The 12,066-nt window shown below is 71.5% G+C and carries 13 protein-coding genes; 6 read left to right on the forward strand and 7 right to left on the reverse strand.

What is annotated here, in order from left to right; genetic code table 11:
* The first annotated feature begins 59 nt into the window (after positions 1-59).
* Together CP978_RS21000 and CP978_RS21005 are read left to right on the forward strand one after the other, a co-directional pair.
* Positions 60-1,343 (forward strand): thymidine phosphorylase, encoded by a 1,284-nt coding sequence (locus CP978_RS21000; RefSeq protein WP_043443288.1) that lies wholly within the window; start codon positions 60-62, stop codon positions 1,341-1,343.
* A gap of 105 nt (positions 1,344-1,448) precedes the next feature.
* A complete protein-coding gene (locus CP978_RS21005; RefSeq protein ID WP_043443290.1) occupies positions 1,449-2,042 on the forward strand; it encodes a Uma2 family endonuclease in 594 nt (197 codons plus the stop codon).
* On the opposite strand, the gene CP978_RS21010 is transcribed toward CP978_RS21005, so the two are convergent.
* Complete coding sequence (locus tag CP978_RS21010; RefSeq protein WP_242647108.1) at positions 2,043-3,464, reverse strand: sensor histidine kinase; 1,422 nt, start codon at positions 3,462-3,464, stop codon at positions 2,043-2,045.
* Between the two features lie 169 nt (positions 3,465-3,633).
* Positions 3,634-4,554 (reverse strand): AEC family transporter, encoded by a 921-nt coding sequence (locus tag CP978_RS21015; protein ID WP_043443293.1) that lies wholly within the window; start codon positions 4,552-4,554, stop codon positions 3,634-3,636.
* Between the two features lie 167 nt (positions 4,555-4,721).
* Here CP978_RS21015 and CP978_RS21020 point away from each other — a divergent pair, with 167 nt between their 5' ends.
* Complete coding sequence (locus tag CP978_RS21020; RefSeq protein ID WP_107070418.1) at positions 4,722-5,078, forward strand: STAS domain-containing protein; 357 nt, start codon at positions 4,722-4,724, stop codon at positions 5,076-5,078.
* Here the strand turns inward: CP978_RS21020 and CP978_RS21025 are convergent.
* Both CP978_RS21025 and CP978_RS21030 read right to left on the reverse strand, forming a co-directional pair.
* Positions 4,974-5,978 carry a sigma-70 family RNA polymerase sigma factor gene (locus tag CP978_RS21025; protein WP_043443294.1) on the reverse strand — a complete coding sequence of 335 codons (1,005 nt, stop codon included), beginning with the start codon at positions 5,976-5,978 and terminating at the stop codon, positions 4,974-4,976. The genes CP978_RS21020 and CP978_RS21025 overlap by 105 nt on opposite strands.
* A 154-nt stretch (positions 5,979-6,132) precedes the next feature.
* Positions 6,133-7,431, reverse strand: a complete 1,299-nt coding sequence (locus tag CP978_RS21030) for an MFS transporter (protein WP_043443296.1) — start codon at positions 7,429-7,431, stop codon at positions 6,133-6,135.
* A 62-nt stretch (positions 7,432-7,493) separates the two neighbouring features.
* Here CP978_RS21030 and CP978_RS21035 point away from each other — a divergent pair, with 62 nt between their 5' ends.
* A complete protein-coding gene (locus tag CP978_RS21035; RefSeq protein WP_043443298.1) occupies positions 7,494-8,456 on the forward strand; it encodes a LysR family transcriptional regulator in 963 nt (320 codons plus the stop codon).
* Positions 8,457-8,480: 24 nt separating this feature from the next.
* Here CP978_RS21035 and CP978_RS21040 read toward each other — a convergent pair whose 3' ends face one another.
* Entirely contained in the window at positions 8,481-9,242 is a 762-nt protein-coding gene (locus CP978_RS21040) for an alpha/beta hydrolase (protein WP_043443300.1), read from the reverse strand.
* A gap of 112 nt (positions 9,243-9,354) precedes the next feature.
* On the opposite strand from CP978_RS21040, the gene CP978_RS21045 reads away from it, so the two are divergent.
* Both CP978_RS21045 and CP978_RS21050 read left to right on the forward strand, forming a co-directional pair.
* The gene (locus tag CP978_RS21045) at positions 9,355-10,506 is read left to right on the forward strand and encodes an adenosine deaminase (protein ID WP_043443302.1); all 1,152 of its coding nucleotides are present in this window, start codon (positions 9,355-9,357) and stop codon (positions 10,504-10,506) included.
* A 130-nt stretch (positions 10,507-10,636) separates the two neighbouring features.
* Positions 10,637-10,990, forward strand: a complete 354-nt coding sequence (locus CP978_RS21050) for an ATP-binding protein (RefSeq protein ID WP_150478270.1) — start codon at positions 10,637-10,639, stop codon at positions 10,988-10,990.
* Between the two features lie 123 nt (positions 10,991-11,113).
* Here the strand turns inward: CP978_RS21050 and CP978_RS21055 are convergent, their stop codons facing one another.
* Both CP978_RS21055 and CP978_RS21060 read right to left on the reverse strand, forming a co-directional pair.
* On the reverse strand, positions 11,114-11,320 hold the full coding sequence (locus CP978_RS21055; RefSeq protein ID WP_043443304.1) for a PspC domain-containing protein: 207 nt from the start codon (positions 11,318-11,320) through the stop codon (positions 11,114-11,116).
* Positions 11,321-11,501: 181 nt separating this feature from the next.
* A complete protein-coding gene (locus CP978_RS21060; RefSeq protein ID WP_043443306.1) occupies positions 11,502-12,053 on the reverse strand; it encodes a VanZ family protein in 552 nt (183 codons plus the stop codon).
* Positions 12,054-12,066 lie beyond the last annotated feature (13 nt).

Genomic DNA, 12,066 nt, shown 5'->3' on the forward strand with positions numbered 1-12,066 from the left:
CCCGAGCCGGTCTCGACGGCCCGGGGGGCCGCACACCTTCAGAACTTCGGAAGGAAACCATGGCCATGGACGCCATCTCCGTCATCCGCACCAAGCGGAACCGCGGTGAGCTGAGCGACGAGCAGATCGACTGGGTCATCGACGCGTACACGCGGGGCGAGGTCGCCGACGAGCAGATGTCCGCGCTCGCGATGGCCATCCTGCTCAACGGCATGAACCGCCGCGAGATCGCCCGCTGGACCGCCGCGATGATCGCCTCGGGCGAGCGCATGGACTTCTCCTCGCTGTCCCGCCCCACCGCCGACAAGCACTCCACGGGCGGTGTCGGCGACAAGATCACGCTTCCGCTGGCCCCGCTGGTCGCCGCGTGCGGCGCGGCCGTGCCGCAGCTGTCGGGCCGCGGGCTCGGCCACACCGGCGGCACCCTGGACAAGCTGGAGTCGATCCCCGGCTGGCGTGCGCTGCTGTCGAACGAGGAGATGCTGGACGTCCTCGACACGACCGGCGCGGTGATCTGCGCGGCCGGCGACGGACTGGCCCCCGCGGACAAGAAGCTGTACGCGCTGCGCGATGTCACGGGCACGGTGGAGGCGATCCCGCTGATCGCGTCCTCCATCATGTCCAAGAAGATCGCGGAGGGCACGGGCTCGCTGGTCCTGGACGTGAAGGTCGGCTCCGGCGCCTTCATGAAGACGATCGAGGACGCCCGCGAACTGGCCTCCACCATGGTCGGCCTGGGCACCGACCACGGGGTGAAGACCGTCGCCCTCCTCACGGACATGGCGACCCCGCTGGGTCTGACGGCGGGCAACGCACTGGAGGTCCGTGAGTCGGTGGAGGTCCTGGCGGGCGGCGGTCCGGCCGATGTGGTCGAGCTGACCGTGGCCCTGGCGCGCGAGATGCTCGACGCGGCCGGGCTCAAGGACGCGGACCCGGCGAAGGCCCTGGCCGACGGCTCCGCCATGGACGTCTGGCGCCGCATGATCGCCGCGCAGGGCGGCGACCCGGACGCACCGCTGGCCACCTCCCGCGAGCAGCATGTGATCACGGCGCCGTCCTCGGGCGTGCTGACCCGGCTGGACGCCTATGACATCGGCGTCGCCGCCTGGCGCCTCGGCGCCGGCCGCGCCCGCAAGGAGGACCCGGTGCAGGCGGCGGCGGGCGTCGAGATGCACGCCAAGCCGGGCGACCCGGTGACGGCGGGCCAGCCGCTGCTGACGCTCCACACCGACACCCCGGAGCGCTTCGAGTACGCACTCCAGGCCGTCGAGGACTCCTACGACATCGGCCCGTCGGACACGGCCTTCAAGCCCAACCCGATCGTGCTGGAACGCATCGCCTGACATGGCTTGACCAGGGCATTCCCCATTCGGGTGAACGGGACCGGTGGACCACCACCGGTCCCGTTCGGCGTGCTGGGATCAGTGACGCACCGACAGGAGACCGCCATGAGCGCACTCATCATCAGCCACAACGCCGATCAGGGCTGGGAAGGCCTCGTCCGGTTCCGGGAGGAGACGGACTGGCCCGAGGGCAGCAGGGTGGAGATCATCGAGGGGATCATCACCGTGGCGCCACCGCCGTCCGAAAAGCACAACGACACCACTGAGCTGCTTCACGAACGCCTGTACGGCGCGCTTCCGCCCAATTGCGACTGGGGTGTCTATCGGACGCTCGGGCTGACGTGCCCGGAGACAGGCAGTCTGTTCGTCCCTGACCTGTGCGTGGTGCCGAGGGCTTTCCTGCGCCGCGGCACGCGGGTGCATGTCGGCGACGCGGAACTGGTCGTCGAGGTCACGTCTCGGAGAGACGCCCATCACGACCGCATCAAGAAGGCCCATGGCTGCGCCGCCGGAGGCGTGCCGTTCTACCTCCTCCTGGACCCCTGGCATTCGGGCCGTCCCACGGCAACGCTCTACGGCGAGCCGCAGAACGGCACGTACCGGGTCCTCGCATCGGTCGAGTACGGCGACGAGCTCAAACTCCCCGAGCCGTTCAAACTGATCCTCGACACCGGCATCTTTCCGGCGTCCGAGGTGTAGTCATCCCTTACGCGGAGGGGTTTCCGGTGGCGGAGTTCGGGCTCCTGGGACGGTCATGACGGCCAGGGCGCCGCCGCCGGGTGCCTGGTGCAGGCCCACGGTCCCGCCGGACGCCTGTACCGCCCTGGCGACAATGGCCAGGCCGAGGCCGCTTCCGGGGAGGCTGCGGGCCGAGGGCGAACGCCAGAAGCGTTCGAAGACATACGGGAGTTCGTCCGGCGGGACACCCGGGCCCTCGTCCTTGATCGACAGTCGGCCTCCTTGGAGGCGCAGCGACACCGTGCCTCCGGCCGGTGAGAACTTCACCGCGTTGTCCAGCAGGTTCACTATGGCGCGTTCAAGAGCGGCGGGCTCACCCCAGACGAACCAGTCCTCCAGCTCGCAGGTGAACGTCAGTTCCTTACCTCGAAGTCTCGCCCGTGCGAGGGCTCGCTCGGCCCCCTCGTGAAGCGCGACAAGCCGCATGGACGCACTACCCGGCGCGGCGTCCGGCCGGGAGAGCTCCTGGATGTCACCGATGAGGCCGGCCAGTTCCGTGATCTGCGCCTCCACCGAAGACAGCAGATCCCTGCGCACATCGGGGGGAAGCTCCCTCCCCGTCTTCTCGCTGCGCATCATCAGCTCGATGTTCGTCCGCAGGGAAGTCAGGGGTGTTCGCAGCTCGTGTCCCGCATCCGCGACCAACTGCTGCTGCCGCTCCCGAGATGAGGCCAGAGCGGCTGTCATCGCGTTGAAGGACTCCGCCAGGCGTGCGATCTCGTCGTCACCGTCGACCCGGATCCGTACCGACAGGTCCTCGGTCCGGGCGATGTGCTCGGTGACGTCCATGAGCTGCTTCATGGGACGCAGTCCTGCACGGGCGATACCGACCCCGGCGGTGGCCGCACCCACGACGCCCACCCCGGCGACCCCCAGGAGAAGCCACGCGAGACTGTTCAAGGGCTTGGAAATCACGCTCAGAGGTTGCGCGATCGATACCGCGTAGTTCCCGCTCATCTGGGGCAGGCTGTCGGGGCGCGACGTCGCGACGCGCATCGCCTGTCCCTCTTCGGACACGGCATCGTGCAAGGAGTTTTCGCGGAGTCCGAGAGCCACCGCAAGGTCACCGGCGCCGACCTTGATGGCGGAGCTTCCAGGAGCGGTACATACGGTCCCGTCACCGGTGACGACTTGAACCGTGTACGGAGTCGGCGTGCGGTCGCCCTTGTTCTGCTCCGTCGGAAGCTCTTGGACCTGGCACATCCTCAGCAGACCTTGGATGTAGGCGGGCGAGGCCTGCACGCTACGAAGGTTGGAGTCGAGCTGGCTGTTGAGCTGCCGCTCCGTGAGCAGCCAAGCCGTGACCGCGACCCCCGTCACGGCGACGGCCACAGCGGCAGCGGCGAGCAGGCCGAGCCGTGCACGAAGCGACAGACGTCGCACATACCCCTTCAACGGTGGGCTTTCCCTCGCGTCAGCGACCCCGCCCGCTCCGCCTTGCCGTGCCCGGACGCCGAACCGGCACCCTCCGCTGTGATGTACATGAGGGCAGTGTGCGGAATCGAGATGAGAATCAGGTGAAGGGGCGGCACCTCGAACCCCTCACAGCCCGTCACCCCAGCAGCGCCGCGATCGCCACCAGGACCGGTACCGACAGGAGCGTCGACAGGAGGATGGCCTCGCGGGCCAGTGACTCGGCCACGCGGTAGCGGGAGGCGTAGGTGAAGAGGTTCTGGGCGGCCGGGAGGGCCGAGGTGACCACCACGTCCAGCAGGGGTGCTCCGCGCAGGCCGAAGACGGACGTCGCCAGGGCCCAGGCCGCCAGGGGCTGGCCCGCCGACTTCAGGGCGACCGCGAGCAGCACCGGACGGCGGTCCTGGCCCCGGCCGGGGGCCGTGCTGCCGTGCAGGGAGATGCCGTAGGCCAGCAGGACGGCCGGGACCGACATATTGCCGATCAGGGTGATCGGGTCCATGACCGGTCCGGGTATCCGTACGCCGGTCGCCGAGACCAGGACCCCGCTCAGTGAACCCACCGCGATCGGGTTCCGCAGCGGGGTGAGCAGGCGTCCGAACAGCGCGCGCTTCTCGCCCGCGCCCGACAGATCCAGGATCGTCAGTGCGATCGGCGTGACCATGATCTGCTGGAACAGCAGGACCGGGGCCACCAGGGACGCGTCGCCGAGGACATAGGCGGCGATCGGGATGCCGAGGTTGCCGGAGTTGACATAGCTGGAGCACAGGGCGCCGATCGTGGTGCGGCCCACGCCCCAGCGGCGCACCACGCCGAAAGCGACGAAGACGCCCGCCGCCGCGGCCGTGCTCAGCGCCGTCACCAGCAGCCGGCTGGAGAAGATCACCGAGAGGTCGGCCCGTGCGAGCGTGGTGAACAGCAGGGCGGGGGTGGCCACTTGGAAGGCCAGCCCGGTCAACACCTCGCGGCCCTGGTCACCGAGGGAGCCGCGGCGCCCGATCAGCCAGCCGACGCCGATCACGACCGCGATGACCGCGAACCCGCTCAACACCCCCTGCACACGGCCTCCTCGGCGGGCAGGAGGCCGTCGGACGTCCAGGGCGGTGCTGATCCACGGGGCATGTCGCCACCCTCCGGGGAGGGCCGGGACCGGGTCAATGTGATCTTCGACGACCCTCGGAGCCCCGGGCGACGATGAGTTGTGCCCGGCGGGAGGGTCCCCAGAGCATGGATGCCGGGACACCACCTGCCGTGCTCGTGCTCACCGGTCTCGTCACACGGGACCAGGTGCCAGGGCTGTGCGACGACGTGCGGGCACGCCTCGGGGCCACCGGGGCCGGAGTGGTGGTGTGCGACGTCGGCGGGCTGGGACCGCCGGGACTCGGCACGGTCGACCTGCTGGCGCGGCTCCAGCTCGCCGCCCGGCGGGCCGGGGGCCGGATACGGCTGCGGGACCCGGCCCCCTCCCTGTGTGCGCTACTAGGTCTGGTCGGTCTGTCCTTCGAGCTGGAGGGGCAGGTCGAACAGCGGGAACCAGCGCCGGATGTCGAGGAAGCAGTGGAACCCGGTGATCCGGCCCCCTGATATCTCCAGGGTCTGGAGCGCCCAGGCCGTGAAGCCGCCGCTGTCCGGGTCCGGCTTGTACTGGGCGAAGCCCGGCAGGCCGTTGACCCGGACCGGCACCAGCCGTGAGCCCGCGCAGGCGGAGCCGAGCGTGGTCATGAAACCGGTGATGTCCGAGGAACCGCGCAGCCACAGATCGAACGGCGGCATCGTCATCACCGCGTCCTCGTGCAGCAGGGCCGTCAACGCCGCCATGTCGTACGCCTCGAAGGCCGCCACATAGCGCTCGAGCAGCGCCTGCTGCTCCTGGTCCAGGGGATCCAGGACGGCGGCGTCGGCACCCCGCGCGCTTCGCTCGGCCAGGGTCGCGCGGGCCCGTTGCAGCGCGCTGTTGACCGAGGCGACCGAGGTGCCGAGCAGCTCGGCGACCTCGCTCGCCCGCCAGGCCAGCACCTCGCGCAGGATGAGCACCGCGCGCTGCCGGGGCGGCAGCTGCTGCAGGGCGGCCACGAAGGCGAGCCGCACCGACTCCTTCGCCACCGCGGCCTGCTCCGGGTCGTCCGCCGCAGGCAGCACCCGGGCGTCGGGCACCGGCTCCAGCCAGGTGGTGTCGGGCCGGGGGGAGAGAACGGCGCGGGCCAGCGGGGTGGAGTCGGTGAGGTCCATCGGGCGGGCCCGTCTGCCGCCCGCGCCCAGCATGTCCAGACAGACGTTGGTCGCGATCCGGTACAGCCAGGAGCGGAGCGAGGAGCGGCCCTCGAACTTCTCGAAGCTCCGCCAGGCGCGCACCAGGGTGTCCTGCACCGCGTCCTCGGCCTCGAAGGAGGACCCCAGCATCCGGTAGCAGTACCCCGTCAGCTCCACCCGGTGCTGCTCCAGCCGGGCGTCGAGGCCGTCCCGTGTGGTCGTGCCGTCACTCATGGTCCCTCACCCCGTGGCCGTTCTCCTCGCGCGAGTGCGCCCAGTACCACGCAAGCTAGCCCAGACCACTGACAATGCCCCAGGACCGGGGAGAAGAAGCAGGTCGGCGGCGGTCCCGAAGGACCGCCGCCGACCTGCTTCGAACGAAAGCCCCCTAGGCGGACCGCACGGCCACCGCCGCCCGGGCCGCCCGCGAGCCGAAGACGGTGATGGTCACCACACCGAGCACCGCCAGCACACCGATGGCCACCGTCCCGGACCAGCCGCCCGAGTGGAAGGCCGCCGCGCCGAGGGCGCTGCCCACGCTGGAGCCGATGTAGTACGCCGACTGGTAGAGCGCGGCGGCCTGGGCGCGGCCCCGCTTCGCCGTGTGGCTGACCGCCGAGGAGGCCACCGCGTGGCCCGCGAAGAAGCCCGCCGTGATCAGCACCAGACCGGCCAGCACCAGCATCAGGGAGGATGCCAGGGACAGCGCCAGACCCGTGGTCGTGGTGCCGGCCGCCAGATAGAGCGCCCCGCGGCGGCCCAGCCGGCCCACCAGCCGGCCCGCGGTCGACGCCGACACCGTGCCCACCAGATACACCAGGAAGATCGAGCCGATGATGCCCTGCGGCAGCCCGAACGGTTCCTCCGTCAGCCGGTAGCCGATCACCGTGTAGACGCCGCCGAAGACGGTCATGAACAGCGCGCCGATCGCATACAGCCGGCACAGCAGCGGGTCGGAGAGATGGTCGCGGACCGTGCGGGCCAGGACCCGCGGACGCAGCGAGCCGGGGGTGAAGTGCCGCGGCGCCGGGAGCAGCAGACGGAAGGCGACGGCGCAGCCGACCGCGACCACGCCGATCGTGCCGACGGAGACCCGCCAGCCCCACTCCTGCGCGACCCAGCCGGTGATGATCCGGCCGCTCATCCCGCCCACGCTGTTGCCCGCCACGAACAGTCCGATCGCCGTGATCAGGGCCTTCGGGCGGACCTCCTCGGCCAGATAGGCGGTCGCGGAGGCCGGCAGCCCGGCCAGGGCCGCGCCCTGCACGGCCCTGAGCGCGATCAGTGCGCCCATCGACGGGGCGAAGGGCACCAGCAGACCGACCGCCACCGCGACCGCCAGGGACGCGGTCATCACCGTGCGCCGTCCGAACCGCTCGGAGAGGGCGCTCATGGGGAGGACGAACAGGGCCAGCCCACCGGTGGCGGCCGACACGGTCCAGCTGGCCGCGCTGGCGGACGCCCCGAAGTCGCGGGAGACGAGCGGCAGCAGGGCCTGGGTGGAGTAGAGGAGGGCGAAGGTGGCCACTCCCGCGAGGAAGAGGGCGAGGCTCATCCGGCGGTAGCCGGGGCCGCCCGGGGTCAGCCGGGAGTCGGCGGCGGGGCCGCCCGGAGCGGGAGGGGAGTCGGTGGCGGTGACGGCGTCGGCGTCCACGGTGGTGGACGCCCCGGTATCAACGGCAGGCATGCTTCGAACGTACGGAGCGGACGTTCATCCGTCCAATGCACAGAAACCCCATAATCGTTCCCATGGTGCATCAGCAGAGGTCAGTGAGCAGGCTGTCACGCAACGGTGACACACGTGACGGAGACGACATCGTGGCGTTGCTCGCGCCGCGCCTGGCGTACTTCGCGGGAGTCGCCCGTACCGAGCACGTCACCCGTGCCGCGCGGGAGATGCAGGTCCCGCAGTCCACCCTGTCCCGCGCGCTGGTCCGGCTCGAACAGGACCTGGGCGTCGAGCTGTTCGCCCGCCGCGGCCGCACGGTCGCGCTCACCCCCGCCGGCCGGACGTTCCTCGCCTCCGTCGAGCGTGCCCTCGCGGAGGTCGAGCGGGCCGCCGACGAGGTGCGCGCCGACGCCGACCCGGCCACCGGCAAGGTCGCCTTCGGCTTTCTGCACACCATGGGTGCCGAGACGGTGCCCGGCCTCATCCACGCCTTCCGCGCCGACCATCCCCGCGTCCGCTTCAGCCTGGTCCAGAACTACGGCGAGGCGATGCTCGAGAAGCTGCGGGCGGGGGAACTCGACCTGTGTCTGACCTCCCCGGTGCCCGACGCCCCCGATCTGGTCGCCCGCCGGCTGGACGAGCAGAAGCTGCGGCTGGTCGTCCCCGCCGACCACCGGCTGGCGGGCCGTCGGCGCATCCGTCTCGCCGAGGCCGCCGAGGAGGGCTTTGTGACCCTCGAAGCCGGCTACGGACTGCGCCGCATCACCGACGACCTGTGTCGGGAGGCCGGGTTCACCCCGCGGGTCGCCTTCGAGGGCGAGGAGGCCGAGACCCTGCGGGGTCTGGTCGCGGCGGGCCTCGGCGTCGCCCTGCTGCCCCCGCCCGCCGTCGCCCGTCCCGGGGTCGTCGAACTGGCGGTCACCGCGCCACGGGCGGTGCGGGAGATCGGCGTCGCCTGGCTGGAGGGGCATGTCGACACCCCGCCGGTGGCCGCCTTCAAGAAGTTCCTGCTGTCCAGGAGGGGAAGCCTGCTGCCGGACTGAGGGCACGCCCCGCCGGGGCGCCCCTCATCTGCGCAGCGTCTTCCCGAACCCCGCCGCCAGCGGCATCCGCAGCCCCAGTGGCGGCGGGGCGGCCAGCGCGTCCTGCACCGGGCGGGAGAAGGCCCGTCCGAACAGGGCACCCATCACGAAGTCCTCGGCCAGCGCGTGCACTTCGGAGCGGTATTGGTGCAAACCGTGGCCGTCGGAGTGCACTTCGAAGCGGCAGATGTCGCGGTTCGCCTTCTTCGCGCGCGCCGCCAGCCGGAACGACAGCTCCGGGTCGGTGCGTTCGTCATTGGTGCCGTGCACGATCAGCACCCGTCGTCCGCCGAGCTGCCGCACCGGTTCGGGGGAGACCGCCATGTCCTCCTCCGGGAGCCAAGGGGCGAGCGCCAGAACCGAGTTGACGGCGCTGTGCCCGGCCGCACGGAGCGCGGCCCGGCCGCCCATGCTCCGGCCGACGAGGCAGACCGGCACATCTCCGTAGCGTCGTACGACCTCGTCGGCGGCCCAGTCGGCGTCCTGCGACAGATGTGCCTCGCTGCCGTTCCAGCCCCGGTAGCGGTAGTGCACCACATGGACGACCAGGCCCTCGCCCGCTCCCGCGCGCACCAGCCGGCGGCCGAGCGCGCCCACCGAGGCGGCGGCCGTGAGCGGGAACGGTCTGCGGGCGGAGACCTCGTCGCCGTCGGGCAGCAGCAGTACCACGCCGCTCACCGCCGTCGGCACCGGACCGAGCGCCCTCCCCAGCCGGGCCGTGCGAACCGGCGTCGCTTGCTGTCCCATGACAGAACAGTGTCAGAAGCCACGGTGTACGAAACCTGTTCTGCGGGTCACCGTTGGATATCGACGTCCGGTCGTGCACCGGGCTCCGGGCACGCGGAGCTATGGTGCGCCCATGACGAGCCAGCACCCGAACACCCCGGGCTGGGACCAGATCCGCCGGGCGCCCAAGGTTCTGCTGCACGACCATCTCGACGGGGGGCTCCGCCCGGGAACCGTCGTCGACCTGGCCCGCGCCTCGGGCCGTTCCCTCCCCGAGACCGACCCGGACAAGCTCGCCCTGTGGTTCCGGGAGGCCGCCGACTCCGGGTCGCTGGAACGGTATCTGGAGACGTTCTCGCACACCGTCGGGGTGATGCAGACCCGCGAGGCGCTCGTCCGGGTGGCCGCCGAGTGTGCCGAGGACCTCGCCGAGGACGGGGTCGTCTACGCCGAGGTGCGGTACGCGCCCGAGCAGCATCTGGAGGGCGGGCTCACCCTGGAGGAGGTCGTGGAGGCCGTCGACGAGGGCTTCCGGCAGGGTGAGCGGCGGGCCGCGGAGGCCGGCCGGCGCATCCGGGTCGGCGCCCTGCTCACCGCGATGCGGCATGCGGCCCGTGCCCTGGAGATCGCCGAACTCGCCAACCGCTACCGGGACATGGGCGTGGTGGGCTTCGACATCGCCGGTGCCGAGGCGGGCCACCCGCCCACCCGGCATCTGGACGCCTTCGAGTTCCTGAAGCGCGAGAACAACCACTTCACCATCCACGCCGGGGAGGCCTTCGGTCTGCCGTCCATCTGGCAGGCCCTCCAGTGGTGCGGCGCCGACCGGCTCGGGCACGGGGTGCGCATCGTCGACGACATCGAGGTCCGCGAGGACGGCTCGGTGAAGCTCGGGCGCCTGGCCTCGTACGTGCGGGACAAGCGCGTCCCGTTGGAACTGTGCCCCAGCTCCAATCTTCAGACCGGCGCCGCCGACTCCTATGCCGGCCACCCCGTCGGGCTGCTGCGGCGACTGCACTTCCGTGTCACGGTGAACACGGACAACCGGCTGATGTCCGGGACCAGCATGAGCCGGGAGTTCGCCCATCTGGTGGCGGCCTTCGGATACACGCTCGACGACTTGCAATGGTTCTCGGTCAACGCCATGAAGTCGGCGTTCATCCCTTTCGATGAACGACTGGCGATGATCAACGACGTCGTCAAGCCGGGTTATGCCGCATTGAAGTCCGAATGGCTGTTCCAGCAGACCGCTTCCACCAGCGGTTCCGCGCAGCCCGAGGACTGACGAGCCCTTGCACGGAACGGCCGCGAGGCCCCGTTCCGGCCGTTCCGGGATGTTTGCGGTGCCCCTTTTCGGGTGTCTACGGTTCTGGACCGCGCACCTCCCCGTCACCGGACCCAAGGACGTGTTCCTCATGAAGCACTCTGCTGCCAAGACCCTCGGTGTCGCCGCTCTCGGTGCCGCCTTCGCCGCCGCGGGCGCGGGTGTCGCGAGCGCCGCCCCCGCATCCGTGCCGGACGCCGCCGGGCTGCCCACCGTCACCGGGGGGCTGCCGCTGGGCAAGGTCGCCGGGACGCTGCCCGGCGCGGGCGAGGCTCTCGGCCAGGGGCAGAACGCGCTCGGCCGTGCCGCGGCCGTCGCCCGCCCCCTGGCGCACCGGACCCTCGCCGACGGCCCCGCCGCCCCGGCCGCCGGGCTGCTCGGCGGGCTGCCGGTCAAGGGCCTGCCCGCACAGGGCCTGCCGGTGAACGGGATCCCGCTGGCCTGAGACGCCTGTCCGTACGACGTCGAGGGGCGCCCCGGATCGGGGCGCCCCTCGACGTCGTAGTGCGGTCGTGCTCCGCTGTCCGGGGGTGTCTCCCGGCCGTCGGCGGTGCGGCACCGGCCGCCGTCACCAGCCCGAACGCGCATCCATCCGGTCCTCCGAGGGGAACAGGATCCACAGCGCGATGTAGAGCAGGAACTGCGGGCCGGGCAGCAGACAGGACAGCACGAAGAGCACGCGCATCGTGGTCGCGGAGGTGCCGAAGCGCCGTGCCAGCGCTGCGCACACTCCGCCGATCATCCGTCCGTGGGTGGGGCGGGCAAGGCCGGTCATCGGAACTCCTTCGCGAGCCGTGGCGGTGAGCGGGTCCCGGCGGTCGCCGGGACGTCCGGTCGGTGGCGTCCAGGTCCTCGACGGCCTCGGTGGCCCGGCGGTGCGGGCGCTCGTCGTGGCAGAGGACCTGGCGCTCCCGATGTGTTCCACGCTACGGGGACGAAGCAGGTGAAGCCTCGCTCTAAGGAGCCATTCCGACCCTGGGAATCGTCGGGGTCCGCCCCTGAGACGGCTCGTCCCGGGGGAGGGCGGCCCGCCGCCGGCACTCGGCCCTGCGGCGGATCCTGACCCGGGCCGCGGGGACGACCAGCAGATGGGCCAGCGCCACCCCGACCGTGCCGAGCAGGATCGAGTCGATGTCCACGACCTGACCGGGCACCCCGGTCTGCAGCAGTTCGACGGCCAGCGCGATCAGGGTGCCCGCGGCGACCGTACGGGCCAGCGAGGCGAGCGGGGAGACGACGAGCCGGCCGCCCGCCAGGGGCAGCAGCACCCCGAGCGGCGCGAGCAGCGCGAGCCCCTTCCCGATCCGCCGGGCGGCCTCCGGCCAGCCCAGGGCGAGATCGGCTCTGATACCGGCGAGGGGATGCAGATTGGCGGGCCTCACCCAGGGCACGTCCAGCGGGCGCAGCGTGATCCAGGCGACGAGCGCGAGGTGTGCGACGAGGAGGACACCCCCTGCCACCCGGACGCGGAACGCGGCGCTGCCGCCGTTTGAGCCTTGACGCTGCACGCCCCCCAAGACG

Source organism: Streptomyces nodosus, assembly GCF_008704995.1.
GTDB classification, from domain to species: domain Bacteria; phylum Actinomycetota; class Actinomycetes; order Streptomycetales; family Streptomycetaceae; genus Streptomyces; species Streptomyces nodosus.

Bases quoted from the DNA above. Each gene is read 5' to 3' on its own strand.
- CP978_RS21000 (WP_043443288.1), top strand. From the start codon at position 60: ATGGCCATGGACGCCATCTCCGTCATCCGCACCAAGCGGAACCGCGGT.
- CP978_RS21005 (WP_043443290.1), top strand. From the start codon at position 1,449: ATGAGCGCACTCATCATCAGCCACAACGCCGATCAGGGCTGGGAAGGC.
- CP978_RS21020 (WP_107070418.1), top strand. From the start codon at position 4,722: ATGGATGCCGGGACACCACCTGCCGTGCTCGTGCTCACCGGTCTCGTC.
- CP978_RS21025 (WP_043443294.1), bottom strand. From the start codon at position 5,978: ATGAGTGACGGCACGACCACACGGGACGGCCTCGACGCCCGGCTGGAG.
- CP978_RS21030 (WP_043443296.1), bottom strand. From the start codon at position 7,431: ATGCCTGCCGTTGATACCGGGGCGTCCACCACCGTGGACGCCGACGCC.
- CP978_RS21035 (WP_043443298.1), top strand. From the start codon at position 7,494: ATGGTGCATCAGCAGAGGTCAGTGAGCAGGCTGTCACGCAACGGTGAC.
- CP978_RS21040 (WP_043443300.1), bottom strand. From the start codon at position 9,242: ATGGGACAGCAAGCGACGCCGGTTCGCACGGCCCGGCTGGGGAGGGCG.
- CP978_RS21045 (WP_043443302.1), top strand. From the start codon at position 9,355: ATGACGAGCCAGCACCCGAACACCCCGGGCTGGGACCAGATCCGCCGG.
- CP978_RS21050 (WP_150478270.1), top strand. From the start codon at position 10,637: ATGAAGCACTCTGCTGCCAAGACCCTCGGTGTCGCCGCTCTCGGTGCC.
- CP978_RS21055 (WP_043443304.1), bottom strand. From the start codon at position 11,320: ATGACCGGCCTTGCCCGCCCCACCCACGGACGGATGATCGGCGGAGTG.